Here is a 26,657-nt window from a genome sequence, read left to right as displayed (position 1 = left end):
TCTTCAATTATGTTCCGCACCTTGCAGTGCCGGGGTACCCGTATTCTGGGAACCACAAAGTGGACGCAAGCAATCTTTGACCACTCCTACCAGCCTTCACAACGGTATGAGTGTAATGATTATCAAGTTATCGGCTTATTAGTACCGGTCAGCTCCGACAGTCTTTAGTCCTGTCTTCCACATCCGGCCTATCAACCCAGTCGTCTGGCTGGGAGCCTCTCCCCCGAAGGGATGGAAATCTCATCTCGAAGCCGGCTTCCCGCTTAGATGCTTTCAGCGGTTATCCGTTCCGAACGTAGCTAATCAGCGGTGCTCCTGGCGGAACAACTGACACACCAGAGGTTCGTCCATCCCGGTCCTCTCGTACTAGGGATAGATCTTCTCAAATTTCCTACGCGCGCAGCGGATAGGGACCGAACTGTCTCACGACGTTCTAAACCCAGCTCGCGTACCGCTTTAATGGGCGAACAGCCCAACCCTTGGGACCTACTCCAGCCCCAGGATGCGACGAGCCGACATCGAGGTGCCAAACCATGCCGTCGATATGGACTCTTGGGCAAGATCAGCCTGTTATCCCCGAGGTACCTTTTATCCGTTGAGCGACAGCGCTTCCACAAGCCACTGCCGGATCACTAGTCCCGACTTTCGTCCCTGCTCGACTTGTCAGTCTCACAGTCAAGCTCCCTTGTGCACTTACACTCGACACCTGATTGCCAACCAGGTTGAGGGAACCTTTGGGCGCCTCCGTTACTCTTTAGGAGGCAACCGCCCCAGTTAAACTACCCATCAGGCACTGTCCCTGAACCCGATTAGGGTCCGAAGTTAGATATCCAGAGTGACCAGAGTGGTATTTCAACAATGACTCCACGAACACTAGCGTGCCCACTTCAACGTCTCCCACCTATCCTACACAAGCCACACCGAACACCAATACCAAACTATAGTAAAGGTCACGGGGTCTTTCCGTCCTGCTGCGCGTAACGAGCATCTTTACTCGTAATGCAATTTCGCCGAGTTCGCGGTTGAGACAGCTGGGAAGTCGTTACGCCATTCGTGCAGGTCGGAACTTACCCGACAAGGAATTTCGCTACCTTAGGATGGTTATAGTTACCACCGCCGTTTACTGGGGCTTAAATTCTCAGCTTCGCCTCACGGCTAACCGTTCCTCTTAACCTTCCAGCACCGGGCAGGCGTCAGTCCGTATACATCGTCTTGCGACTTAGCACGGACCTGTGTTTTTAGTAAACAGTCGCTTCCCACTGGTCTCTGCGGCCATCGAACGCTCCCGGAGCAAGTCCGTTCACGCCTCAGGCCCCCCTTCTCCCGAAGTTACGGGGGCATTTTGCCGAGTTCCTTAACCACGATTCTCTCGATCTCCTTGGTATTCTCTACCTGACCACCTGAGTCGGTTTGGGGTACGGGCAGCTAGAACCTCGCGTCGATGCTTTTCTTGGCAGCAGAGGATCACCGATTTCGACTTGCGTCTACCCATCAGATCTCAGGCTCATGAACGACGGATTTGCCTATCGTTCGCCCTACATCCTTAGACCGGGACAACCATCGCCCGGCTCGGCTACCTTCCTGCGTCACACCTGTTAACACGCTAAACGCACCAGCACGGGGTCGTACGCTAGGCCCAACGCTTCACCCCGAAGGGATCCATCACTGGGATTCAGATACTTAGCACTACTGGATTATCTTGGGCGGTTCTTCGCCGGTACGGGAATATCAACCCGTTGTCCATCGACTACGCCTGTCGGCCTCGCCTTAGGTCCCGACTTACCCAGGGAAGATTAGCTTGACCCTGGAACCCTTGGTCTTCCGGAGGACGGGTTTCTCACCCGTCTTTCGCTACTCATGCCTGCATTCTCACTCGTGTGGCGTCCACGGCTGGTTCACACCGCCGCTTCACTCGCCACACGACGCTCTCCTACCCATCAACACGGCTGGACCACGAAGGCCTACCACTAATGTCAATGCCACAACTTCGGTGGCGTGCTTGAGCCCCGTTACATTGTCGGCGCGGAATCACTTGACCAGTGAGCTATTACGCACTCTTTCAAGGGTGGCTGCTTCTAAGCCAACCTCCTGGTTGTCTGTGCAACTCCACATCCTTTCCCACTTAGCACGCGCTTAGGGACCTTAGTTGGTGGTCTGGGTTGTTTCCCTCTCGACTATGAAGCTTATCCCCCACAGTCTCACTGCTGCGCTCTCACTTACCGGCATTCGGAGTTTGGCTGACGTCAGTAAGCTTTTGGGCCCCATCGGCCATCCAGTAGCTCTACCTCCGGCAAGAAACACACAACGCTGCACCTAAATGCATTTCGGAGAGAACCAGCTATCACGAAGTTTGATTGGCCTTTCACCCCTATCCACAGCTCATCCCCTCCATTTTCAACTGAAGTGGGTTCGGTCCTCCACGACGTCTTACCGTCGCTTCAACCTGGCCATGGATAGATCACTTCGCTTCGGGTCTAGACCCTGCGACTACATCGCCCTATTCGGACTCGCTTTCGCTACGGCTGCCCCACACGGGTTAACCTCGCCACAGAGCACTAACTCGCAGGCTCATTCTTCAAAAGGCACGCCGTCACCCCAACAAGGAGGCTCCGACGGTTTGTAAGCAAACGGTTTCAGGTACTATTTCACTCCCCTCCCGGGGTACTTTTCACCTTTCCCTCACGGTACTTGTCCGCTATCGGTCATCTGGGAGTATTTAGGCTTATCAGGTGGTCCTGACAGATTCACACGGGATTTCTCGGGCCCCGTGCTACTTGGGATACTCTCCACGCCATAACACCATTTCGACTACGGGGCTCGCACCCGCTCTGGCCAGGCATTCAAACCTGTTCGTCTATGATGCGCTGTAACGCTCCGTGCTCGGCAGAACACGACGAAAAGTCCCACAACCCCGACCATGCAACCCCTGCCGGGTATCACACATGACTCGGTTTAGCCTCTTCCGCGTTCGCTCGCCACTACTAACGGAATCACTGTTGTTTTCTCTTCCTGTGGGTACTGAGATGTTTCACTTCCCCACGTTCCCTCTACCCGCCCTATATATTCAGGCGGGAGTCACCAGGTCACCACAAAGGGCCTGGCGGGGTTTCCCCATTCGGAAATCCTCGGATCACAGCTCGTTTATCAACTCCCCGAGGCTTATCGCAGATTACGACGTCCTTCTTCGGCTCCAGATGCCAAGGCATTCACCGTTTGCTCTTAAAAACTTGCTAATCACATGAGTTAAGAAACTACAACTCGAAAAGTTGCAGATCCAATGATTTGCACAACCCAGCCCAAAAGCCGAATCATGCGAATCTTGTCGATCCGACACCTGCAAGGGTGACGGATCTAAGATGCTCGCGTCCACTGTGTAGTTCTCAAAATACGGGCGGTACCCCTCCCCCACACACCCAGGCATGAGAAAAGGATCCAGAGAGTCGAGATCCAGCCGCCTTCCGAAGAAGCCAGCAGGCCCGGTCCCTCAGGACCCAACAGCGTGCATGCACCCAACTCCACCCGACCATGCGTTCCCAACCCGAAGGCCGTACTAACACGAGACGAATCTCATCAAGCACCTAGTCCAATGTTCCACCCATGAGCAACCAGCGAAGACATTCGCTTCGATCTGGCGCCTGGAACCGACACGCCCCGTAGAGCGCCGTATCCAGATGCTCCTTAGAAAGGAGGTGATCCAGCCGCACCTTCCGGTACGGCTACCTTGTTACGACTTAGTCCTAATCACCGATCCCACCTTCGACAGCTCCCTCCTCACGGTTAGGCCACTGGCTTCGGGTGTTACCGACTTTCATGACTTGACGGGCGGTGTGTACAAGGCCCGGGAACGTATTCACCGCAGCGTTGCTGATCTGCGATTACTAGCGACTCCGACTTCATGAGGTCGAGTTGCAGACCTCAATCCGAACTGAGACCGGCTTTTTGGGATTCGCTCCACCTTACGGTATCGCAGCCCTTTGTACCGGCCATTGTAGCATGCGTGAAGCCCAAGACATAAGGGGCATGATGATTTGACGTCATCCCCACCTTCCTCCGAGTTGACCCCGGCAGTCTCCTATGAGTTCCCACCATAACGTGCTGGCAACATAGAACGAGGGTTGCGCTCGTTGCGGGACTTAACCCAACATCTCACGACACGAGCTGACGACAACCATGCACCACCTGTATACCGACCTTGCGGGGCAACCATCTCTGGAAGTTTCCGGTATATGTCAAGCCTTGGTAAGGTTCTTCGCGTTGCATCGAATTAATCCGCATGCTCCGCCGCTTGTGCGGGCCCCCGTCAATTCCTTTGAGTTTTAGCCTTGCGGCCGTACTCCCCAGGCGGGGAACTTAATGCGTTAGCTGCGACACGGAGACCGTGGAAAGGTCCCCACATCTAGTTCCCAACGTTTACGGCGTGGACTACCAGGGTATCTAATCCTGTTCGCTCCCCACGCTTTCGCTCCTCAGCGTCAGTAACGGCCCAGAGAACTGCCTTCGCCATCGGTGTTCCTCCTGATATCTGCGCATTCCACCGCTACACCAGGAATTCCATTCTCCCCTACCGCACTCTAGTCTGCCCGTACCCACTGCAGGCCCGAGGTTGAGCCTCGGGTTTTCACAGCAGACGCGACAAACCGCCTACGAGCTCTTTACGCCCAATAATTCCGGACAACGCTTGCACCCTACGTATTACCGCGGCTGCTGGCACGTAGTTAGCCGGTGCTTTTTCTGCAGGTACCGTCAAGCCGAAGCCCTTCTTCCCTACTAAAAGAGGTTTACAACCCGAAGGCCGTCATCCCCCACGCGGCGTTGCTGCATCAGGCTTGCGCCCATTGTGCAATATTCCCCACTGCTGCCTCCCGTAGGAGTCTGGGCCGTGTCTCAGTCCCAGTGTGGCCGGTCACCCTCTCAGGCCGGCTACCCGTCGTCGCCTTGGTGAGCCATTACCTCACCAACAAGCTGATAGGCCGCGAGTCCATCCTTGACCGAAAAACTTTCCACCCACACCCGATGCCGGGGCAGGTCGTATCCGGTATTAGACGCCGTTTCCAGCGCTTATCCCAGAGTCAAGGGCAGGTTACTCACGTGTTACTCACCCGTTCGCCACTAATCCACCCAGCAAGCCAGGCTTCATCGTTCGACTTGCATGTGTTAAGCACGCCGCCAGCGTTCGTCCTGAGCCAGGATCAAACTCTCCGTAAAAAAATTACGACCCCCAACCCCGAAGAGAAGGAAAGTCAAGTTTGACCTCCAGCAAATACGACATCCCTCCGACCCGAAAGCCGGAAACTGACATCAATTTCCAAAGGAAACCCAACCAGATCCGAAAACCTGACCAGGATATAAAATTGGCATTGAACATAGTGCACGCTGTTGAGTTCTCAAGAATCGGACACACCCCGCCTCCACACCACAAAAGATGCTTCACAACGAGAGTGATCGAAAATAGTCTTACAAGTACTGCACCTCGAAGGCCTGAACCGTTCGATTTGTCTTACTCGCCGATACCGGTTAGGCTAGTCGGAACCGAGGTTCCGATCGCCCCGTGGCAACTCGACTAACTTAGCACACCCGCGGGCCGTGTCAAATCCGGCTTCTTCGTGATGTCCGCGGTACGATCGAGGATCGTCTCGCTCCACCCCTGCGCGGCCATCAAGCCGAACAACGAAGCCGGGACCGAGATCCCGTGGAGGCTCTACATCCTACGCTCACGATCCCTGGTCTTCAAGAGACGAATCTCTAACAGATGTTAGGAGGTGAGGAGATGGTCCCCTCTTGAGGTGGGCCAGCTGGTCTTGGCGCTCTGCGCCGTACTCTCGCTTGCCGCTCCTTTGGGGTGACGAGGAGTTACACTACGTCGGCGCTCCTGCGGCGGGCAAATCAGGCGTCTCCCGGGCGTGTCGCGTTTCGACGCCGGCACGGGGCGACCTGCCTGCCGAGTCGCCTCAGCGGACGAAGGCCCCGGCGAAACTCCTCTTGCCGCGGCGCAGGACCGCGATGCCCTCGATCAGCGGGAGCTCGCCGAGCAGGGTCGACTCCGAGGGTACGGGCGAGTTGTTCACCGAGAGCCCACCCTGCGCGAGCGCGCGTCGAGCCTCCCCCATGCTCGACACGAGTCCGGTCTCGAGGAACGCCTGCAAGACGGGAGTGGTCGGCTCAGCCTCGACAGTGGGGACCGCCTCCAGCGCTCCGCGCAGGATCGCGGGGTCGACGTCTTCGAGCGCCCCTTTGCCGAAGAGCGCGGTCGCCGCGTCGATCACCGAGCGCGTCGTGTCGGCGCCGTGCACGAGAGAGGTCACCTCCCACGCCAGGGCGCGCTGCGCCTCCCTACGGAAGGGCTCGTCGACGCTCGCCCGCTCGAGCCGCTCGATCTCGGTGCGCGGCAAGAAGGTGAAGACCTTCAACCGGTCCACGACGTCCCGATCGTCGGTGTTGACCCAGAACTGGTAGAACGCGTACGGGCTGGTCAACTCCGGGTCGAGCCAGACGGCGTTGCCCTCGCTCTTGCCGAACTTGGTGCCGTCGGAGTTCATCACGAGCGGCGTGCCGATCGCGTGCACCGAGACCCCTTCGGTGCGGTGGATCAGATCGGTCCCGCTGGTGAGGTTGCCCCACTGGTCGCTTCCTCCGGTCTGCAGCACGCATCCGTACTGCCGGTACAGCTCGAGGTAGTCGAGTCCCTGCAGGATCTGGTAGCTGAACTCGGTGTAGCTGATCCCCGCGTCCGAGTTGAGCCGTGCGCTCACCGCGTCCTTCTTGATCATCGTGCCGACACGGAAGTGCTTGCCGATTTCGCGGAGGAAGTCGATCGCCGAGAGCGGTGCCGTCCAGTCGAGGTTGTTGACCAGGCGCAGGCCGTTGCCACCCTCGACGGCCAGGAAACGCGAGACCTGCACCTGGAGGCGCTCGACCCAGTCGGTGACGGTCTCACGGGAGTTCAGCGTCCGCTCCGCGGTCGGTCGCGGGTCGCCGATCAGACCGGTGGAGCCTCCGACCAGTCCGAGCGGTCGATGGCCCGCGAGCTGGAGCCGGCGCATCACGATGAGCTGGACCAGGTTGCCGAGGTGCAGACTCGGGGCGGTGGGGTCGAACCCGCAGTAGTACGTGACCGGGTCCCCGCTGAGCACCTCTCTGAGCGCATCGCGATCGGTCGACACGTGGACGGAGCCGCGCCACACGAGCTCGTCCCAGACGGAATCGAAGGAGCGGTCGAGCAGCGGGGTCGTCGCGGAACCTTGGACGTCCTGGTCGGTCACGGCTCCAGGGTAGCGCGACGGCGGGATGCTTGAGCGATCAGGGCAAGCCTGTGGGCTTGATTCAGGCAGATCAAGTGTTGATACTTGATCGCGGAGGTCCCATGTTCGTCATCACCGCGGATCAGCGCGACAGTCGGCACGACGACGACCGCGTGGAGCACACCATCGGGCACCTGGTTTCGGAGGCGGGCGCGTCGTTCGTCCTCCCCCCGGAGCGCACGGCCGGCGACGAGTTCCAGGTCGTCCTCGATCGGGCGGAGGCGGTCGTCCCGCTCGTGCTCGAGCTGCACCGCGCTGGACACTGGAGCATCGGACTCGGCGTCGGCTCGGTCGAGCGTCCGCTCCCCGCCACCACCCGGGCAGCACGGGGCGAGGCGTACTTCGCGGCCCGCCGTGCGGTCGAGGCGGCCAAGGGCCGGCCGACCCGCTTCTCCCTCGACCCCGACGCACCCGGAGGCACGACGCCGACGACCGCCGATGTGCAGGCACTGATCGATCCGCTCCTGCTGCTGCGCGACTCCCGGACCGACGCCGGCTGGCAGATCATCGATCTGCTCGAGAGCGGACTCTCGCAGAAGGACGCCGCCGAGCGCCTCGCCGTCAGCCCCCAGGCCGTGAGCCTGCGGGTGCGCGCCGCGAGCGGCCGCGTCGACGGACCGGCACGCGACGCGATCGCGCGCCTGCTGACGGTGGTGGACCGTACGCTCGATCCGACCCCCGACCCCACCGACGAGAGGACCTCCCGATGACGGAGACCCCCGGCTCCCCCGCGCTGCTCCTCGCCTCCGCGCTGCAGTCAGCCTCGTGGACAGGCGTCGTGCTCGTGCTGCTCGCCGGTCTGATCGGAGCTGTGCTCGCGGTGCGGCTGCGCCGGCCGCAGCTGGCGTGGATCGGGCTCGGCTCGACCGGCGCGGCATTCCTGCTGACGGCGATCGCCGGAGTCTCGGCTCCTCCCGCGCACACGGTACTGGTCGCGGTCCTGGCCTTCGCGCTGGCCGTGGTCGGCGGTGGGCCCGTCGTGCTGCTCACCCTCGACCTCGCGACCGCCGATGCGCGCACGGGCCGGCACGGCGGGATCATGGTGGCGGGAGCATCCCGCCCCTCGACGTCGGGCACGCCCACCGCCGTCGGCCAGCCGATCGAGGTGCTCCGCGGCGGCACGACCATCGGCGTGCTGGAACGGATCACGACCGCGGGCGCGCTGATGAGCGGGCTGCCGGAGGGCATCGCCGTGGTGGTCGCGATCAAGGGCGTCGGCCGGTTCAGCGAACTCGCCTCACCGGAGGCGCGAGAGCGATTCATCATCGGCACCCTGGCGAGCCTTGCGTGGTCAGCGGCACTCGGAGTGCTCGCCCGCCTCTACCTCGTCGGCTGAGCTCAGCGCCGAACACTCCCGGATCCACGCCGCGGCGCAGCCGCCCGGTACGGCGAGACGGTCGGGTCGCCCGGGATGCTGAAGCGCCAGGGGTACTCCTCGCCGCCGCCCGGACCGGAGACGCCCGTCCGCACGGTCGCGACGACCGCGGCCGGCGACGGTGCCCCCCGCAACTCGAACGCCGCGCCGAGCGGATCCCCGGACTCGGCGAGCCGCACCCCGAGCGCCTTCGCCAGTCGCGCCGGACCGCGAGCGAGGTCCCTGATCGGCACCGATCCGCGGCGCGCCAGTGCCAGCTCCTCCCCCACCACCACCTCGCCCGCGCGCACCAGCACGGCGGAGGCGGTGCCCGCGGGCGAGCAGACGATGTTGACGCAGGTGTGCATCCCATAGGTGAAGTAGGCGTAGACCGAGCCGGGCGCACCGAACATCGGTGCGGTCCGCGGGGTGGGGCCGCGGTGCGCGTGCGAGCCGGGATCCTCTCCCGTGCCCAGGTACGCCTCCACCTCGGTCAGGCGAACACCGACCACGCCCTCCTCGGTGCGGTGCAGGAGGACGCAGCCGAGCAGCTCCGGCGCGACCTCGAGCGCCGAGCGGGACAGATCCGGGATCGACACGCCTAGAAGAAGCTCTGCCCCGACACCAGCGTGACGATGATCACCGCGACGATCACAACCGTCGCGACGATCACGAGGGTCCGCTGCTGCCAGGGCCGCAGCGGTGGACGGCCCTCGTCGCCCGGCGCCCCGCCGAGGGTCATGCGCGTTCTCCGCGGAGAGCAGCGCGGACGACACGCACCCGCTCGGTGAGCCGGCCGAGCTGCTCCGCGACGCGGTCAGGGGCCGTCCCTCCGACGCCGTCGCGGCTCGCGACCGAACCCTCGATGCTGAGGACCGAGCGGACATCCGGGGTGAGCGACGGGGACACCGATGCGAGCGTGTCGTCGTCAAGCCCGTCGAGCCCGAGGCCGCGCGACTCAGCGAGCTTCACCAGTTCACCTGTGATCTCGTGCGCGTCACGGAAGGGGACGTGCTTCTTCACGAGCCACTCGGCGACGTCGGTGGCAAGAGAGAAGCCCTGCGGCGCGAGCTCGGCCATCCGGTCCGTGTGGAAGGTGAGTGTCGCGATCATCCCGCTGAAGGCCGGGAGCAGAACCTCGAGGGTCGTCACCGAGTCGAAGACCGGCTCCTTGTCCTCCTGAAGGTCGCGGTTGTACGCGAGCGGGAGCGCCTTGAGAGTCGCCAGTAGCCCGGTCAGGTTGCCCAGTAGACGGCCGGCCTTGCCCCGCGCGAGCTCAGCGATGTCGGGGTTCTTCTTCTGCGGCATGATCGAGGATCCGGTCGAGTAGCCGTCGTCGAGGGTGACGAAGGCGAACTCCCGCGTGTTCCAGAGGATCACCTCCTCGGCGATCCTCGACACGTCGACTCCGACCATCGCGGCGACGAAGGCGAACTCTGCGACGAGATCGCGACTGGCGGTGCCGTCGATCGAGTTCGGCACGCTCTCCGCGAAGCCCAGGTCACGGGCGACCGCCTCGGCGTCGAGCCCGAGCGTCGAACCGGCGAGTGCTCCGGAGCCGTAGGGCGAGACGTCGGCGCGCGCGGTCCAGTCGCGCAGACGCTCCAGGTCGCGCAGCAGAGCCCAGCCGTGGGCGAGCAGGTGGTGAGCGAGCAGGACGGGCTGCGCGTGCTGCAGGTGCGTGCGCCCGGGCATGATCGCGGTCGGATGCGCGGTGGCCTGGGCAGCGAGAGCGTCGATGAGCTGCACCACCAGCTCCGAGACGATCACGGCGTGATCGCGGAGATACATCCGCACAAAGGTCGCGATCTGGTCGTTCCGCGAGCGCCCGGCGCGGAGCTTGCCGCCGAGCGCCGGGCCCGCCTCGAGCATCAGACCCCGCTCGAGGGCACCGTGGACGTCCTCGTCGGCCTCCTCTGCCGTGAAGCTGCCGTCGGCGACGGCCGTGCCCAGCCGATCGAGCGCGTCGAGCATTCCCATCAGCTCGGCCTCGTCGAGGTAGCCTGCGGCCGCGAGCGCACGGGCGTGCGCCCGAGATCCGGCGAGATCATAGGGCGCGAGCTGCCAGTCGAAGTGCGTCGATTTCGAGAGGGCGGCGAGTTCGGGGGACGGGCCGCCGGCGAAGCGCCCGCCCCACAGGGCCCCGGCCTCGCCCGCGCGGGCGGAGGGTCGTTCCGTCATGGTTCTCCTCGGTGTCGGCAGTCGAGTCTACGCAGCGGTGCCGACGCTGCCGGCGCGCTCGAGGAGCCACACCAGGAGTGCCTTCTGCGCGTGCAGCCGGTTCTCCGCCTCGTCCCAGATGACGCTCTGCGGGCCGTCGATGACGTCGGCCGTCACTTCGTAGCCGCGATCGGCGGGGAGGCAGTGCAGGAACAGCGCGTCCGGGACGGCGGCGGCCATGGTGTCGACGTCGACGCGGTAGGCCCCGAACGTCGCGACGCGCTCGGCCTTCTCGTCCTCCTTGCCCATCGAGACCCAGGTGTCGGTGATGACGATGTCCGAGCCCGCCGCGCCCTCCGCAGGATCGGTCGTGGTGAGCACAGAGCCGCCTGTCGTCGCGGCGATGCGCTCGGCGTCCGCGAGGACCGACGACGACGGTGTGTACGACTCCGGGGAGACGATGCGCACGTGCATGCCCGCCGTCGCACCGGCGAGGAGGTAGGAGTGCGCCATATTGCTGGCCCCGTCGCCGAAGAAGGTGAGGGTCAGGCCTGCGAGGCGTCCGCGGTGCTCGCGGATCGTCAGCAGGTCGGCGAGCAGCTGGCAGGGGTGGAACTCATCCGAGAGCGCATTCACCACAGGGACCCGGGTGTCCCGCGCCATCTCCTCCAGACCGGACTGCGCGAAGGTGCGCCACACGATGGCCGCGACCTGGCGCTCGAGGACCCGCGCTGTGTCGGATGCGGTCTCCTTGCCCCCGAGCTGGCTGCTCGCGGTCGAGATGATCAGCGGGCTCCCGCCCAGGTCGGCGATGCCGACCGCGAAGGACACGCGGGTGCGGGTGGAGGACTTGTCGAAGATCACGGCGACGGTCTGCGGACCGGCGAGCGGCTTCCGCGCGAAGCGGTCGCGCTTGAGCTCGAGCGCGAGATCGAGGATCTGGGCCTGCTCGGCGGGGGTGAGGTCGTCGTCGCGGAGGAAGTGGCGGGTCACGGTACTGGTCGCTTTCGGTGGGAGGTGCAGGGTCAGAGGGAGTGCAGGGCACGGCCGAGGCGGTCGGCGAACTCGTCGACGTCGGCGGCGGTGACGATCAGCGGCGGCGCCAGACGGATGCTGGACTCGTTCGCTGCGTTCACGATCAGCCCGGCCTCGAGTGCGGCCCCGGCGAGGTCGGCAGCCACCGGGCGAGTGAGGGCGAGGCCGAGGAGCAGGCCCGCGCCTCGGACGCCTCCGATCAGTGGGGAGCGGAGCGCGGTCACCGCTTCGACGATCTGAGCCCCGCGCACGCGCGCGTTGGCGAGCAGGTCGGCCCGCTCGATCTCGGCGATCACGGCGGCGGCGACCGCGGTCGCGAGCGGATTGCCGCCGAAAGTGCTGCCGTGATGGCCCTTCTGCAGCAGATCGGAGGCGGCGCCAACGGTGACGAGCGCGCCGATCGGGAAGCCTCCGCCGAGCCCCTTCGCCAGAGTGACGGCATCGGGGAGGATGTCTGCCGCCTGATAGGCGAACCAGCGGCCGGTCCGACCGATTCCGGTCTGGATCTCGTCGACGATGAGCAGCGCTCCGTGCTGGTGTGTGAGCTCCCTGGCCCGCTCGAGGAAGCCGGCGGGCAGCGGGATCACGCCCGCCTCCCCCTGAATCGGCTCGACGACCAGCGCAGCAACAGAGTCGTCGAGCGCGCCCTCGAGCGCTTCGACGCTCGCGTCGATGTGCTCGACGCCGCCCGGCATCGGCTCGAACGGGGCGCGCATCGCAGCCTTGCCCGTCAGCGCGAGCGAGCCCATCGTGCGTCCATGGAACGCGTTCTGCAGAGCCAGGATGCGGTGCCGACCGCCCGCCGCGTTCAGCCGGGCGAGCTTGAAGGCCGCCTCGTTCGCCTCCGTCCCGGAGTTGGCGAAGAAGACCCGGCCGGTGGCACCCGCGCCAGTGAGCCTCCGGAGGGTGTCGGCCAGCTCGATCTGCGGCGCGGTGGCGAAGTAGTTGGAGACGTGCGCGAGCGCGCCGGCCTGGCGCGAGACGGCCTCGACGAAGACCGGATGCGCGTGACCGAGCGCATTGACGGCGATGCCGCCGAGGAAGTCGAGGTACTCGCGACCGTCGACATCCCAGACGCGGCAGCCCCGACCGCGCTCGAGCACCGCGAGCGGCGGCGCGAACGTCTGCATCATCGTGGCGGAGTAGTGGTCGCGCGCCGACTCGGTGTGCGACGCGGTCGGGACGGAGGGCGTGGACATGGGGGCCTTTCGATCGGAGCGGTCCGGCCTCGAGGGCCGTCGGAGCGCCACCCGGACGGGTGGACGCGCGGAGCCGGGGCCGCTGAAGATCAGCGGCCCGACATTCGCTCCCGGTCGCGCGGATCGCCGGAGGCGACGACCTCGGTGCCGATCCCCTCCGAGGTGAACACCTCAAGCAGGATCGAGTGCGGGATCCGGCCGTCGATGATGGCGGCCTTGGGCACTCCCCCTAGCACGGCGTCGAGGCACGCGGTCATCTTGGGGATCATCCCCGATTCGAGGGAGGGCAGTAGCGCCGCGAGCTCGTCGGAGCGGATGTGGGACACGAGGGACTCGCGGTCGGGCCAGTCGGAGTAGAGCCCGGCGACATCCGTGAGGACGACGAGCTTCTCGGCGCCCAGCGCGACGGCGAGGGCGGCCGCGGCGGCATCGGCGTTGACGTTGAGCGACTGCGTCGGGTCGTCGGAATCGGGGGCGATCGAGGAGACGACCGGGATCCGCCCGGCCTCGAGCTGCGCGAGCACCGCTGCGGGATCGACCGCGATCACGTCGCCCACAAGGCCCAGGTCGTGCTCCTCCCCGTCGATCACGACGCCGCGCCGGCGGCCGACGAACAGCCCCGCGTCCTCACCCGAGATCCCCGCGGCGAGAGGGCCGTGCTCGTTGATGCGCCGCACGATGTCGCGGCTGATGCTGCCGGTGAGCACCATGCGCACCACCTCCATCGCCTCGGGACTCGTCACCCGGTATCCGCCGCGGAACTCGCTCGCGATGCCGAGCCGGTCGAGCATCCGCGAGATCTGCGGGCCGCCGCCGTGCACGACGACCGGGCGGATGCCGGCATAGCGGAGGTAGACGAGATCCTGGGCGAAGGCTCGCTGCAGTTCCTCCGACACCATGGCGTTGCCGCCGAACTTGATCACCATGGTTCGGCCGTGGAAGCTCTGCAGCCAGGGAAGCGCCTCGATCAGGGTCGCCGCCTTGCCGGGGGCCGCGTCGCGCAGCGCACGGCTCTCCTCCGCAGTGGGGGTCTCGTCTCTCATCGTCGCCTCAGCTCGAGTAGGCCGAGTTCTCGTGCACGTAGTCGTGCGTGAGGTCGTTGGTCCAGATGGTCGCCGTCGCATCGCCGGCGTGCAGGTCGATGTCGACCGACACCCCCCGCGGGGTGAGGTCGACGAGGTCGCGGCTCTCGTGCGACTCTCCGGCACGGCAGACCTGGACGCCGTTCATGGCGACGTCGATGCCGTACGGGTCGAACTGCGCGTCGGTGGTGCCCACGGCCGCGAGGACCCGGCCCCAGTTGGGATCGTTGCCGAAGATCGCGGCCTTGAAGAGGTTGCTGCGCGAGACCGCCCGGGCGACGTCGACGGCCTCGTCCTCGCTGGCGGCGTTCAGCACGCGGATGGCGACGTCGTGAGCGGCGCCCTCGGCGTCGGCCTGGAGCTGCAGCGTCAGGTCTCGGCAGACCTGGGTCAGCGCAGCCGTGAATCCGGCCGCGTCGGGGGTCACTCCGCTCGCGCCGCTCGCGAGCAGTGCGACCGTGTCGTTCGTCGACATGCAGCCGTCGGAGTCGAGCCGGTCGAAGCTCATCCGGGTCGCCTCGCGCAGCGCCGCGTCGAGGTCGACGGAGTCGAGGGCCGCGTCCGTCGTGATGACCACGAGCATCGTCGCCAGGCCCGGAGCGAGCATGCCGGCGCCCTTCGCCATGCCGCCGACGCTCCAGCCCTGCTCGGAGCGCACGGTCGCCTGTTTGGGGACCGTGTCGGTCGTCATGATGGCGCGGGCCGCCGCCTCGCCCGCCTCCGCGCCCGTCTCGAGCTCGACCGACGCGTCCCTCACGCCCGCGGTGAGCTTCGCGAGGTCGAGCTGATCGCCGATCAGGCCAGTGGAGCAGACGAGGACATCACCTGCCGAGACCTCGAGGTGCTCGCCCACGAGCTCGGCGGTGCGGTGGGTGACCTGGAAGCCCTGCGCCCCGGTGTAGCAGTTGGCACCGCCGGAGTTGAGCACGATCGCCGAGACGACGCCGTCCGCGATGACCTGTTCGCTCCAGAGCACGGGGTTGGCCTTGCAGCGGTTGCTCGTGAAGACCGCCGCCGCGGACTGCAGCGGGCCGAGGTTCTGCACGAGCGCGACGTCGCGCGCACCGGTCGACTTGAGCCCGGCGACGACACCGGCGGCGGTGAATCCTGCTGCTGCAGTGATGCTCACGGAGCGACTCCGTTCATGCTGAGGCCCAGGGACTCGGGGAGCCCGAGGGCGATGTTGGTCGACTGGAGGGCTGCCCCGGCCGTGCCCTTGACCAGGTTGTCGATCGCCGAGACGACGACGACCCGACGGGCGCGCTCGTCGATGCTCAGGCCGAGCAGAGCGGTGTTCGCTCCGACGACGTCGGCCGTGCGGGGGAAGGAGCCCTCGGGCAGCAGCTGCACGAAGAGCTCGTCGCCGTAGGCGGTCTCCCACGCGGCGCGGACGTCCTGCGCCGAGACGCCGGGGGCCAGCCTGGCCGTCGAGGTGGCGAGGATGCCCCGCGCCATCGGGACGAGCACGGGCGTGAACGAGATCGAGACCGGCCCCGCCCCCGCCAGGAGCAGGTTCTGCCGGATCTCGGGATTGTGGCGGTGGGCTCCTCCCAGACCGTAGGCATGGGCGGACCCGAGGAGTTCGCTGGCGAGCAGGTCGGTGCGCAGGCTCTTCCCGGCGCCCGAGGGGCCCACGGCGAGCACGGACACGAGGTCGGAGGGTTCGATGACACCGGCGTGCAGGCCGGGGGCGAGGCCGAGGGTGACGGCCGTCACGTTGCAGCCCGGGACGGCGATACGACGCACCCCCGCCAGCCGATCGCGCTGCTTGTGTCCGCCACCTCCCAGGAGCAGCTCGGGAAGGCCGTACGGCCAGGCGCCGGCGAAGGCTCCGCCGTAGTAGTCGTCCCAGTCCTGCGGATCGGTCAGCCGGTGGTCGGCGCCGCAGTCGACGACCAGGACGTCGTCGGGCAGGGTCGCGGTGATCTCGCCGGACTTGCCGTGCGGCAGCGCGAGGAAGACCACGTCATGGCCGGCGAGGTTCTCGGTGCTGGTGTCGACGAGGACGAGCTCGCGCAGAGACCGCAGGTGCGGGTGCACGGCGACGAGCGGCTGCCCGGCATTGGCGTGCGCGGTCACCGTGCGCACCTCGAACTCGGGGTGATCCGCGAGCAGACGCAGGAGCTCGCCGCCCGCGTACCCGCTCGCACCGGCCACCGCCACGGAGAAAGTCATGCCCGAGAGCCTAGCCGGTGCGGATCGGCGGCCTCGCCCGGTGCCGCTGGTCGCTCACTCCCGCAGCCGGGCGCCGAAGCGCTCCGCAGCGAGCCGCACTCCGCTCTCCTTGGCCGCAGTGGCCTCGGCCGCTGTCAAGGTCCGGTCGGCGGCGCGGAAGCGCAGTGCGAAGGTGAGCGACTTCGTGCCCTCCGCCAGTCCGGAGCCGCGATAGTCGTCGACGAGACGGATCGCCTCGAGCAGCGCGCCCGCCCCCTCGAGGACGGCAGCACGCACGTCGCCCGCGGCGGTCTCGATCGGCACGACGAGGGAGAGATCCTGTGTGGCGGCCGGGAGGGAGCCGACGGGGCGGGCGACCAGGACCGCTCCGGTGCGTGCGATCACCGGCTCGAGGCTGAGTTCGACCACGGCGACACGTCGTGGCAGGTCGAGCTCGTCGGCGAGCGCCGGCAGCAGCTCGCCCGCGTGTCCGATCACGGCACCGTCGAAGAGGATCTCGGCGGTGCGGCCCGGATGCAGAGCCGCATGCGAGCCCTGGCGCAGGACGAGGTCCGCGCCGGTGGCAGCGGCGATCGTGCGGACGACGTCGAGCGCGTCGCGCCAGTCGGCGTCGCGGCCGGCGACTCCCGGCTGACGCAGGAGTGCCGAGCCTGTGAGCAGCGCCGCGAGGTGCAGCGGCTGTGGCGGGATGCCGGCGTTCAGCGCCGCCTCGACCTCCGCGGGCGGGCGGGCACCGCCGACCGGAAGCGCGTCGGACCCGAACGGCCGCCCTCTCTCCGGGAGGAACACGGAACCGAGCTCGTAGACCGCGAGATCCACGAGTCCGCGGGAGCGATTGCGCGCAGCGGCCTGCGCCAGACCGGGGAGGAGAGAGATCCGCAGCTGGGCGGCGGTCGCATCCAGCGGGTTGGCGAGGGTGATCTGCTCCTGCGGCTCGCCCGTCGCCGACCCGAGCCGGTCGTTGATCGGCCGCGAGAGGAACGGGTAGGAGAGGATTTCCGTCAGCCCCGAGGCGGCGAGCGCCTGGGCGACGGTACGGCGCAGGCGCTGCCCTGCGGTCAGCCCGCGTCCAGGAGGCGCGACGGGCAGGATCGCGGGGATGCGGTCGTACCCGGTGATCCGGGCGACCTCCTCGGCGAGGGTCGCCCGATCGGTGAGATCCGGGCGCCAGCTCGGCGGCGCGACCAGCAGGCCCGCTCCGCCTGCCTCGACGGAGGCGCCGATCTCGGCGAGCGCACCTCGGATCTCCTCGGGCGCGTACTCGACTCCGATCAGCCCGGAGACGTAGCCGTCGGGCAGCTCGATCGGCTCGATCGTGCGCGGGTCGGCGAGCACCGACCCGAGCTCGTCGGCCGTACCGCCCGCCAGGTCGACCAGGAGCTGCACGGCGCGGGCGGCGGCGACGGGAGCCACCAGCGGGTCGACGCCGCGCTCGAAGCGGCGCGAGGCCTCGCTGGGCAGCTTGTGTCTCCTGGCCGTGCGGGCGACCGACACCGGGTCGAAGTTGGCGGCCTCGATCACCACGTCGGAGGTGCCGGCCGAGATCTCCGTCCGCGCGCCTCCCATGACACCGGCGAGACCGATCGCACCGGCGTCGTCCGCGATGACCAGGTCTTCTGCGTGCAGTCGGCGGGTCTGCCCGTCGAGCGTTTCGAGGGTCTCACCGCGGCCGGCGCGACGCACCACGATGCCTCCCCTGAGCGTTGCGAGGTCGTAGCCGTGCAGCGGCTGGCCGAGCTCGAACATCACGTAGTTGGTGATGTCCACCACCAGCGAGACCGAGCGGACTCCGGCCAGGCGGAGCCGCGCGAGCATCCAGGGCGGAGTGGGTCGGGAGGTGTCGACTCCGCGGACGACGCGCGTGACGAAGACGGACGAGCCGACGCGCCCGCGGATCGGCGCCTCATCGGCGACCGTCACCGGGAAGACCGGAGCAGACTCCGACCGCGTGTACGCGAGCACGGCGTGCGCGGGATCACGGAACGCCGCTCCGGTGGCATGGGCGTACTCGCGGGCGATTCCGCGGATCGAGAACGCGTAGCCGCGGTCGGGCGTCACGTTGACCTCGACCGCCGCGTCATCAAGTCCGAGGAGCGCGATCGCGTCGGCGCCCGGCTCCGCGTCGACTCCGAGGGTCGCCAGGCGCAGGATGCCGTCGTGGTCGTCGCCGAGCCCCAGCTCGCGGCTCGACGCGATCATCCCGTCGGAGACGTGCCCGTACGTCTTCCGCGCCGAGATCGGGAACGGACCTGGCAGGACCGCGCCCGGGAGCGAGACCACGACCTTGTCCCCGACCGTGAAATTGTGGGCGCCGCACACGATGCCGCGGACGTCCTCACCGCCGTCGGCGGCCCGCTGCCCGGCAGGAGCCACGCGGACGTGGCACCAGTTGATCGTCTTGCCGTTCGTCTGCGGCTCCGGCGCGAGGTCGAGGACCTCGCCCACGACTACAGGGCCCGTCACCTCGAAGCGGTGGACGTCCTCCTCCTCGAGCCCGACCGACACCAGGGCCGCGTGCACGGCCTCGGTCGTGACGTCATGCTCGAGGTCGACGTACTCCCCGAGCCAGCTCAGCGGGACGCGCATCAGATCACCATCCCGTACTGCTCGCTGAAGCGGACGTCACCCTCGACCATGTCCCGCATGTCCTTCACGTCGTTGCGGAACATCAGGGTCCTCTCGATCCCCATGCCGAACGCGAACCCGGAGTACTCATCCGGATCGATGCCGGCGGCGCGGAGCACGTTCGGGTTGACCATGCCGCAGCCGCCCCACTCGATCCAGCGGGCGCCGCCGACGAAGGTGGGGTGCCAGACGTCGAGCTCGGCACTGGGTTCGGTGAAGGGGAAGTAGTTGGGACGCAGGCGGATCCTGGCGTCGTCGCCGAACAGGATCCGTGCGACGTGCTCGAGCGTGCCGCGCAGGTGCGCCATCGTGAGCCCACGGTCGACCGCGAGGCCCTCGAACTGCGTGAAGACGGGGGTGTGCGTCGCGTCGAGCTCATCCGTGCGGTACACGCGGCCCGGAGCAATGACGTAGAGCGGCAGCGGTCGCTCGAGCATCGAGCGGATCTGCACGGGCGATGTGTGCGTGCGCAGCACCAGGTGGGAGCCGACCGGGTCGACGAAGAAAGTGTCCTGCATCGCGCGGGCCGGGTGGTCCTCGTCGAAGTTGAGGGCGTCGAAGTTGAACCACTCGTTCTCGAGCTCGGGTCCTTCGGCGATCTCCCACCCCATGCCGACGAAGACGTCGGCGATCGATTCCTGGAGCAGCGAGAGCGGGTGGCGCGCTCCGCGCCTCACGAAGCTCGCCCCCGCGGTCACGTCGACCCGCTCGGCCTCGAGGGCCGCTGACTCCTCGGCCGCGACCAGCTCGGCCTCCCGAGCGGCGTAGGCGTCGCCCACCTGCTTGCGGGCGCCGCCGATGATCTTGCCGGAGGCAGCCTTGTGCTCGGGAGGGACGGAGCGCATCTGCGCGTTCAGCCGGGCGAGGGCAGAGCCCTCGGCGAGATGGGCGGCTCTGGCCGCCTTCAGTGCGGCGGAGTCGTCCGCCGCAGCGATGGCGGCGAGGGCATCGGCGACCGCTGCGGAGACGGCCTCGTCGGTGATCGGGTTGCTGTCTGACACGGTTCCCCAGTGTAGGCGAGCCCTTCCGCCCCGCCGGGCAGCCGACTACTCGCGCTCCTCTCGGCCGGGAGAGCACACCGACCGAGCCCGCACCCTCATCGAGCCCGGGGAGGCGCACGCCAGAGGCTTCCCCGTCCGGGCCTCGGAGCCGATCCAGAGACCGACCCCCGCAGCAACAGCACGGATCGCGCTCCGTGCCCTTCAGTCCTGCACAGCGAGGAGCTGCGTGTCGGTGGTCGCGCGTGCCGCCGGGTGCCCGCCGATGGTGCGGCCGCCGCGGCCGCCGCTCTTGGTACGGACCTCGATCCACTTCGCGAGGCCGGAGAGGAGGAGGCAGATACCGATGTAGATCGCGCCGATGACGATGGCCGCCGGAATGATCGGGCTGTCCAGGCTCGACTGGTTGCCGAGGTAGCGCGCGTAGTAGAGCAGTTCGTTGTACGTGATGATCGAGCCGAGCGCCGTGTCCTTGAGGGCGACGACGAGCTGGGCGATGATCACGGGCAGCATCGAGCGGATGGCCTGCGGGAACAGGATGAGCCGCATCACACCGGCTTTGCGCAGCCCGATCGCGTAGCCCGCCTCCTTCTGGCCGCGCGGGAGCGCTTCGATGCCGGCGCGGAAGATCTCGGAGAAGACGGAGCCGTTGTAGAGAGTGAGCGCGATCACGACGGCGAGGTACGGGCTGAGCTTGAGTCCCGCGAACGGCAGGCCGTAGTACATCAGCATCATCAGGATCAGGACGGGGATCGCCCGGAAGAGCTCGATGAAGAGCGTGACCGGGATGTTCACCCAGCGGCGGTCCGAGAGGCGGCCGATCGCCAGGACGAGACCGAGGACGAGACTGGCGACTCCGGCGGTCGCGAAGGCGGCGAGTGTCTGGCCGAGCGCAGCTCCGATGCTCTGCCATACCAGCGGGTAGCCGAACGCACGCCACTTCGAGGCGCTGAACTGGCCGGACTCCGCGAAACGCCAGATCACGAAGGCGAGGAACGCCGCGATCACCAGAACGACCACCGCGCCGATGATGCGATTGCGGGCGATGGCCCGCGGACCGGGGTTGTCGAAGAGGACGGAGCTCATCGGGCGACCCTCCACTTCTTCTCGAGCTGACGTTGGACGAGTGAGAGCAGGGTGACCAGGACCACGAAGACCAGGGCGACCCAGAGAACGACGATGAGGCTGTTCTCGCCGCGCTCGTTGAGCACGCGGACGATTGTGCCCGCCTCGGCGACGGAGAAGCCGGCCGCGACGGTCGTGTTCTTCAGCAGGGCGATCAGCACGCTCATCAGCGGAGGGATCACCGAGCGGAAGGCCTGGGGCAGCACGACCTGGGTCATGGTCAGGCCGAAGTCGAGGCCGATCGCCCGTGCGGCCTCCGCTTGCCCGATCGGCACCGTGTTGATGCCGGACCGCAGGACCTCTGCGACGTAGGTCGCGGTGTAGAGGCTCAGAGCGCAGATCGCGAGGTTCGTGTAGTCGACGTCCGGCAGATCGAGCTTGGGATACCCGAACGCGAAGAAGAACATCACCAGGGTCAGCGGGGTGTTGCGGATGGTGTTCACGTAGACCGTGCCGACCGCGCGGGCGATCGGGATGGGCGAGACGCGCATCGCGCCGACCACCGTGCCGATCAGCAGAGCGAACACCAGCGAGACGCTGAAGAGGATCAGGGTGTTGCCGAAGGCCGGGACGTAGACGTCGAGGTTGTTCAACAGGACATCCATACGGCGGGCCCTTCTGTCGGATCGTTCAGGTGGTCGAGGGAGGAGGAGACCCCCGGACGGCGCGGACGCCGCCCGGGGCGCCTGCTAGTAGTCGTCGACCGACGGCTGGGTGACGGTCGTGCCGGACTGTCCGAGCGTCTCGTCGTAGATGGTGCTCCAGGTGTCGCCACCCTCGGTCAGCATCGTGTTGATGAAGTGGCGCAGCGCGTCGTCGTCCTTGGCCAGGCCGATGCCGTACAGCTCGGTGCTGAAGGGCTCGCCGACGACCTTGAGCTCGTCGGGCTTCTGCGCGGCGTAGCCGATCAGGATCGCGCCGTCGGTGGTGACGGCGTCGACGGTGCCGTCCGAGAGGGCGTCGACGCACTGCGAGTACGTGTCGAACTCCTCGGTCTTCACCTCGGGGTAGTTGGTGCGGATGTTCTGGATCGGGGTCGATCCGGTCGCCGAGCACACGGTGGTGTCCGCGCTCAGGTCGTCCGGCCCCGTGATCGAGTCGTTGTCGGCTGCCACCAGCAGCTGCTGTCCGGTCTCGAAGTAGGGTCCGGCGAAGCCGACCTGCTCCTTGCGCTTGTCGGTGATCGAGTAGGTGCCGACGTAGTAGTCGATGTCGCCGTTGACGATCGAGGCCTCGCGGTTCGCGGAGGGGATCGAGGTGTAGTTGATCTTGTCCTCGGAGAAGCCGAGGGATGCCGCGACCCACTTGGCGATCTCGATGTCGAAGCCGGAGCGCTCCCCGGTCGCCGCGTCGAGGTAGCCGAGACCGGGCTGGTCCTCCTTGACGCCGATGGTGATGGAGTCGTCGGCCTTCATCGACTCGAACGTCGGGCTGCCCTCGACCGTCACGTCCGAGGCGACCTCGTAGGAGGAGCCTCCCTCGGAGCCGGAGCCGGCCGAGCCGGAGTCACCGGCGCAGCCGGCGAGAGCGAGAGTCGCTGCTGCGAGTCCCGCGGTCATGAACATGAGCTTCGTGCGCATGATCGTCCTTCCTGGGGTGTGGCCCGCCGGGGCGGGCGATGTCGGATCGACCTCCGGAGGTCCGGGGCCCGATCTGTCGGATGGCTTCTGGTCGCGCCGGGACTAGTGCGTGATGAGCTTCGAGAGGAAGTCCTTGGCCCGGTCGGTGCGGGGCGCCGTGAAGAAGGACTCGGGGTCGGTGTCCTCGAGGATCTCGCCGTCCGCCATGAACACGACGCGGTCGGCGGCCTTGCGGGCGAAGCCCATCTCGTGGGTGACGACGATCATCGTCATCCCGTCCTTGGCGAGCCCGACCATCACGTCGAGCACCTCGTTGATCATCTCGGGGTCGAGGGCCGACGTCGGCTCGTCGAAGAGCATGACCTTGGGCTTCATCGCGAGGGCGCGCGCGATGGCGACCCGCTGCTGCTGGCCGCCGGACAGCTGGGCGGGCGTCTTGGATGCTTGGTGTCCGACTCCCACCCGGTCGAGCAGCGCCCGGGCCTGAGCCTCGGCCTCCTTGCGGGGCAGCTTGCGCACCTTGATCGGACCGAGCGTGACGTTCTCGAGGATCGTCTTGTGCGCGAAGAGATTGAATGACTGGAAGACCATGCCGACATCGGCGCGGAGGGCGGCGAGGCCCTTTCCCTCCTCGGGAAGGCGCTGGCCGTCGATCGAGATCGTGCCGCCGGAGATGGTCTCGAGCCTGTTGACGGTCCGGCACAGGGTCGACTTGCCGGACCCGGAGGGGCCCAGCACGACGACGACCTCGCCGCGATGGACCGTGAGATCGATGTCTTTCAGCGCCTGGAACTCGCCGTAGTGCTTCTGCACACGCTCGAGGACGACGAGGGGTTCACCGGCGGGAGCGGCGGAGCGCTCGTCCTGGGGGGCTGCAACCATGCCGTCAGAGAAGCACACGGGGATGGGCCGGTCAAATCATGAGGGAATTCTTAACCCAAGGGTAACAACCCACTCGTTCTCCAGCTTCGCGACGCCCTGGCGCCGGATCCTCTCAGGAACGGAGCGCAAAGGCGCTCTCGTAGAGGCAAACCGAGGCCGCGGTGGCCAGATTGAGCGATTCCGCCGCTCCGTAGATCGGCACCGCGACGACACCGTCGACGAGCTCGAGCGAGTCGTCCTCCAGCCCTCGGGCCTCGTTGCCGAACACCCAGACCGTCGGCTGGGCGAGGTCGCCCCGCGCGCGCACGTCGAGCAGATCCTCGCCCTTCACATCGGCCGCCACGGAGCGCAGACCCACGGACCCCAGGCGCTGGAGGACGTCGGCGAGATCAGCGCCGACAGCGACCGGGAGGTGGAAGAGCGATCCCGTGGTCGAACGCACCACCTTGGGGTTGTAGAGGTCGACGGAGCGGCCGGACAGCACGACGGCGTCGGCACCGGCGGCATCGGCGGCGCGGATGATCGTGCCGAGGTTGCCGGGGTCGCGCACCTCTTCGAGAACGGCGACCAGGCGCGGCTCCGAGGCGACGACGTCCTTGAGCGAGGTCGGGAACTGGCGGCAGACCGCGACGAATCCCTGCGGAGTGACCGTGTCGGCCATCGCATCGAGGACGTCCTCCGTGACGTACTCGATCTCGACGGCCGCATCCTCGGCCGCCGCGACGATCTCGGGGTGCCTTTCGAGGGCCGTCGGGGTCGCGAAGGACTCGACCAGCAGCTCCGGCCGGTACTGCAGCGCCTCCGCCACCGCCTGAGGGCCTTCCAGGAGGAAGAGCCCCGTCTCCTGCCGAGCCGGGCGCCGGGTGAGCTTCGCCACGGAGCGGACGCGGGGAGAACGGGGATTGTCGAGCATGCCGCGAGCCTATCGGCGGGGCCCTTCCGCACCCGGCAGACACGTCGCGCGGGAGGGACGCGGCCGGGAACGACGGAGGGGGCCTCGACCTCTCGGTCGCGACCCCCTCCGGGAGGCTCAGCCGACTACGCGGCCTTCGGGGCCGAGGTGTCAGCGGGCAGGGCGCTCTTCGCTGTCGCCACGAGCGAAGCGAAGGTCGCGGGCTCGGTCACGGCGAGGTCCGCGAGGATGCGGCGGTCGACCTGGACTCCGGCCAGGGCGAGGCCCTGGATGAAGCGGTTGTAGGTCAGGCCGTTCGCGCGGGACGCGGCGTTGATGCGCTGGATCCAGAGACGACGGAACTCGCCCTTCCTGGCTCGGCGGTCGCGGTACGAGTAGACGAGGGAGTGGGTGACCTGCTCCTTCGCCTTGCGGTAGAGGCGCGAACGCTGCCCACGGTATCCCGAGGCGCGCTCGAGGATGACGCGACGTTTCTTGTGGGCGTTGACCGCCCTCTTCACTCTTGCCATTGCTGTTTCTTCCTATCGATCCTGGTCGGTGAGGTAGCGGACTGCGTGGGCAGTGAGCTACAGACCGAGAAGCTTCTTGGCGACCTTCGCGTCCTGCGGAGCGAGGACCTGGTCCTGGTTGAGGCGGCGGGTGCGGACGCTGGACTTCGACTCCAGGTTGTGACGCATACCGGCCTGCTGCTTCATGACCTTGCCGGAGCCGGTCACCTTGAAGCGCTTCTTGGCACCCGAGTGGGTCTTCATCTTGGGCATGTTCTCTCCTTGTGAACGTCACACCGCGCACAGCGGGGCGAAACCGGTGCCCCACGAACGGGGCGTTCACCGGCCCCGAGGCCGGGGCGGCGAAGTACTAGACGGACTCGGCCTCGGCCGTGTCCTCGGGGGTGTTGGCCTCTCGGCGAGCGGCGCGGACCGCATTGGCCTCGGCCTTCGCCTCGGACTTGTTCTTCAGCGGGCCGATGACCATCACCATGTTGCGACCGTCGATGGTCGGGGTGGACTCGACCTGGCCGAACTCGGCGACGTCCTCCGCGAAACGCTGGAGGAGGCGGACGCCCATCTCGGGGCGGGACTGCTCGCGACCGCGGAAGAGGATCATCGCCTTCACCTTGTCGCCGGCCTTGAGGAAGCCCTCGGCGCGCTTGCGCTTGGTCTCGTAGTCGTGCTTGTCGATCTTCAGACGGAAACGAACCTCCTTGAGGATCGTGTTCGCCTGGTTACGACGGGCTTCCTTGAGCTTCTGCGCCTGCTCGTACTTGAACTTGCCGTAGTCCATGATCTTGGCGACGGGCGGCTTGGAGTTGGGGGCGACCTCGACCAGGTCCAGGTCTGCGTCCTGCGCGAGTCGCAGAGCGACCTCGATCTTGACGACGCCGACCTGTTCTCCGGCGGGACCCACGAGGCGGACCTCGGGGACGCGGATACGGTCGTTGGTACGGGGATCGCTGATTGCGTTTCTCCTCTGATCTCGGTGAGTGCAGCTGCGCTGCCGGAGTCTTCTCCAGTGCACCCGAGAGAGGTGATCGTCCCGTCCGTGTCGCGCATGCAACACGGCACTCGCACCCTGTGACGCGGTTCCCGAGGCGGACCTCGGGAGCCGCAGCCCTGCCGCCACCGGTCTGGTCGACCGTCGGAGGCGGAGTGCTTCTAACCCGGTAACCTTGTGAAGCGGTCAAGCGCGGGTGGGAGAATCTCCACTTTCGAACCGAGGACATGCCTCGGAGCCCGGACAACCATAGCAGACCTGCAGCCCACGCGACAGCGCGGACCCGGCCGCAGTGCATGCTGTCGTGTGCGCCCCGCGACCCCTCTACGCACGGACGACGAACGAAGGACCCATGGCTCAGCACGACGACGACTACGCACGACGCTTCGGCGACGGCGGGAACGCCTCCGACGAGGACGCCGCCCGCGATATCGCGGAGGTCCCGGCCGTGGAGATCATCACCACGGCGGCCGTGCACCTCATGAGCGCCGCCGCCGTGAAGTGCGGACTCGCCGACGAGCCCGGAGCACAGGTCGACCTCGACGAGGCCCGCAAGCTCATCAACGCACTCGCCGGGCTCGTCACCGCCGGTGCACCCGACATCAGCGACATGCACGCGCGGAGCCTCCGCGACGGGCTGCGCACTCTCCAGCTCGCCTTCCGCGAGGCCTCGCCCATCGCCGACCCGATCGGCAAGGGTCCCGGCGAGAAGTGGACCGGCCCGGTCACCTGACTCC

General features: G+C 66.9%; 22 protein-coding genes and 2 rRNA genes. 3 read left to right on the top strand and 21 right to left on the bottom strand.

From position 1 onward, the window contains the following. Nucleotides 1–118 precede the first annotated feature (118 nt). From GSU10_RS05820 to tyrS, 3 genes are all read right to left on the bottom strand, one after another. A 23S ribosomal RNA gene (locus GSU10_RS05820) occupies nucleotides 119–3,233 on the bottom strand. Between the two features lie 449 nt (nucleotides 3,234–3,682). After that, nucleotides 3,683–5,205: ribosomal RNA gene (locus GSU10_RS05815) — 16S ribosomal RNA — on the bottom strand. The 16S and 23S rRNA genes sit together here, the layout of an rRNA operon. Before the next feature lie 743 nt (nucleotides 5,206–5,948). Then, nucleotides 5,949–7,259, bottom strand: a complete 1,311-nt coding sequence (gene tyrS, locus GSU10_RS05810) for a tyrosine--tRNA ligase (RefSeq protein ID WP_068207461.1) — start codon at nucleotides 7,257–7,259, stop codon at nucleotides 5,949–5,951. Nucleotides 7,260–7,360: 101 nt separating this feature from the next. Here tyrS and GSU10_RS05805 point away from each other — a divergent pair, with 101 nt between their 5' ends. Beyond that, complete coding sequence (locus GSU10_RS05805) at nucleotides 7,361–8,008, top strand: DNA-binding protein (protein WP_199220892.1); 648 nt, start codon at nucleotides 7,361–7,363, stop codon at nucleotides 8,006–8,008. Further along, complete coding sequence (locus GSU10_RS15495; protein ID WP_068207463.1) at nucleotides 8,005–8,634, top strand: hypothetical protein; 630 nt, start codon at nucleotides 8,005–8,007, stop codon at nucleotides 8,632–8,634. Before GSU10_RS05805 ends, GSU10_RS15495 begins: the two co-directional genes overlap by 4 nt. A gap of 2 nt (nucleotides 8,635–8,636) precedes the next feature. Here GSU10_RS15495 and GSU10_RS05795 read toward each other — a convergent pair whose 3' ends face one another. The 18 genes from GSU10_RS05795 to infC all read right to left on the bottom strand — a co-directional run bounded on the left by GSU10_RS05795 (nucleotide 8,637) and on the right by infC (nucleotide 25,833). Further along, nucleotides 8,637–9,251: a DNA-3-methyladenine glycosylase gene (locus GSU10_RS05795; RefSeq protein WP_068207466.1), complete on the bottom strand. Its 615-nt coding sequence runs from the start codon at nucleotides 9,249–9,251 to the stop codon at nucleotides 8,637–8,639. Between the two features lie 2 nt (nucleotides 9,252–9,253). Then, the gene (locus GSU10_RS05790) at nucleotides 9,254–9,394 is read right to left on the bottom strand and encodes a hypothetical protein (protein WP_158286135.1); all 141 of its coding nucleotides are present in this window, start codon (nucleotides 9,392–9,394) and stop codon (nucleotides 9,254–9,256) included. Then, nucleotides 9,391–10,833, bottom strand: coding sequence for an argininosuccinate lyase (argH, locus tag GSU10_RS05785; RefSeq protein WP_068207469.1), 1,443 nt, complete (start codon nucleotides 10,831–10,833; stop codon nucleotides 9,391–9,393). Before argH ends, GSU10_RS05790 begins: the two co-directional genes overlap by 4 nt. A 27-nt stretch (nucleotides 10,834–10,860) precedes the next feature. After that, nucleotides 10,861–11,805: an ornithine carbamoyltransferase gene (gene argF / locus GSU10_RS05780; protein WP_132505648.1), complete on the bottom strand. Its 945-nt coding sequence runs from the start codon at nucleotides 11,803–11,805 to the stop codon at nucleotides 10,861–10,863. A 32-nt stretch (nucleotides 11,806–11,837) separates the two neighbouring features. After that, entirely contained in the window at nucleotides 11,838–13,046 is a 1,209-nt protein-coding gene (locus tag GSU10_RS05775; RefSeq protein ID WP_082844908.1) for an acetylornithine transaminase, read from the bottom strand. An 89-nt stretch (nucleotides 13,047–13,135) separates the two neighbouring features. After that, nucleotides 13,136–14,089 (bottom strand): acetylglutamate kinase, encoded by a 954-nt coding sequence (gene argB / locus GSU10_RS05770; protein WP_068207471.1) that lies wholly within the window; start codon nucleotides 14,087–14,089, stop codon nucleotides 13,136–13,138. Between the two features lie 7 nt (nucleotides 14,090–14,096). After that, nucleotides 14,097–15,257 (bottom strand): bifunctional glutamate N-acetyltransferase/amino-acid acetyltransferase ArgJ, encoded by a 1,161-nt coding sequence (argJ, locus tag GSU10_RS05765; protein ID WP_132505645.1) that lies wholly within the window; start codon nucleotides 15,255–15,257, stop codon nucleotides 14,097–14,099. After that, nucleotides 15,254–16,303 carry an N-acetyl-gamma-glutamyl-phosphate reductase gene (gene argC, locus GSU10_RS05760; protein WP_068207474.1) on the bottom strand — a complete coding sequence of 350 codons (1,050 nt, stop codon included), beginning with the start codon at nucleotides 16,301–16,303 and terminating at the stop codon, nucleotides 15,254–15,256. The genes argJ and argC overlap by 4 nt, the downstream gene beginning before the upstream one ends. A 54-nt stretch (nucleotides 16,304–16,357) precedes the next feature. Next, nucleotides 16,358–18,889, bottom strand: a complete 2,532-nt coding sequence (gene pheT, locus GSU10_RS05755) for a phenylalanine--tRNA ligase subunit beta (protein WP_132505642.1) — start codon at nucleotides 18,887–18,889, stop codon at nucleotides 16,358–16,360. Further along, nucleotides 18,889–19,929, bottom strand: coding sequence for a phenylalanine--tRNA ligase subunit alpha (pheS, locus tag GSU10_RS05750; RefSeq protein ID WP_068207478.1), 1,041 nt, complete (start codon nucleotides 19,927–19,929; stop codon nucleotides 18,889–18,891). Before pheS ends, pheT begins: the two co-directional genes overlap by 1 nt. A gap of 201 nt (nucleotides 19,930–20,130) precedes the next feature. Next, nucleotides 20,131–21,012, bottom strand: a complete 882-nt coding sequence (locus tag GSU10_RS05745) for an amino acid ABC transporter permease (protein ID WP_068207591.1) — start codon at nucleotides 21,010–21,012, stop codon at nucleotides 20,131–20,133. Continuing rightward, complete coding sequence (locus tag GSU10_RS05740; RefSeq protein WP_068207481.1) at nucleotides 21,009–21,656, bottom strand: amino acid ABC transporter permease; 648 nt, start codon at nucleotides 21,654–21,656, stop codon at nucleotides 21,009–21,011. The genes GSU10_RS05745 and GSU10_RS05740 overlap by 4 nt, the downstream gene beginning before the upstream one ends. Nucleotides 21,657–21,740: 84 nt before the next feature. After that, nucleotides 21,741–22,631, bottom strand: a complete 891-nt coding sequence (locus tag GSU10_RS05735; RefSeq protein ID WP_132505639.1) for a glutamate ABC transporter substrate-binding protein — start codon at nucleotides 22,629–22,631, stop codon at nucleotides 21,741–21,743. A 102-nt stretch (nucleotides 22,632–22,733) separates the two neighbouring features. Further along, the gene (locus GSU10_RS05730; protein ID WP_068207593.1) at nucleotides 22,734–23,513 is read right to left on the bottom strand and encodes an amino acid ABC transporter ATP-binding protein; all 780 of its coding nucleotides are present in this window, start codon (nucleotides 23,511–23,513) and stop codon (nucleotides 22,734–22,736) included. A 112-nt stretch (nucleotides 23,514–23,625) separates the two neighbouring features. Then, nucleotides 23,626–24,426, bottom strand: a complete 801-nt coding sequence (locus GSU10_RS05725) for a TrmH family RNA methyltransferase (RefSeq protein ID WP_068207486.1) — start codon at nucleotides 24,424–24,426, stop codon at nucleotides 23,626–23,628. A 125-nt stretch (nucleotides 24,427–24,551) separates the two neighbouring features. Next, nucleotides 24,552–24,935: a 50S ribosomal protein L20 gene (rplT, locus tag GSU10_RS05720; protein ID WP_068207490.1), complete on the bottom strand. Its 384-nt coding sequence runs from the start codon at nucleotides 24,933–24,935 to the stop codon at nucleotides 24,552–24,554. A 57-nt stretch (nucleotides 24,936–24,992) separates the two neighbouring features. Then, nucleotides 24,993–25,187, bottom strand: a complete 195-nt coding sequence (gene rpmI / locus GSU10_RS05715) for a 50S ribosomal protein L35 (RefSeq protein WP_055793295.1) — start codon at nucleotides 25,185–25,187, stop codon at nucleotides 24,993–24,995. Nucleotides 25,188–25,284: 97 nt separating this feature from the next. Next, complete coding sequence (gene infC, locus GSU10_RS05710) at nucleotides 25,285–25,833, bottom strand: translation initiation factor IF-3 (protein WP_374952931.1); 549 nt, start codon at nucleotides 25,831–25,833, stop codon at nucleotides 25,285–25,287. Between the two features lie 439 nt (nucleotides 25,834–26,272). Here infC and GSU10_RS05705 point away from each other — a divergent pair, with 439 nt between their 5' ends. Further along, complete coding sequence (locus tag GSU10_RS05705; protein WP_068207492.1) at nucleotides 26,273–26,653, top strand: DUF1844 domain-containing protein; 381 nt, start codon at nucleotides 26,273–26,275, stop codon at nucleotides 26,651–26,653. Nucleotides 26,654–26,657: the final 4 nt, after the last annotated feature.

The sequence above is a fragment of the Rathayibacter tanaceti genome (assembly GCF_009834165.1).
GTDB classification, from domain to species: Bacteria; Actinomycetota; Actinomycetes; order Actinomycetales; family Microbacteriaceae; genus Rathayibacter; species Rathayibacter tanaceti.
This window is presented reverse-complemented; position numbering and strand designations above follow the sequence as displayed.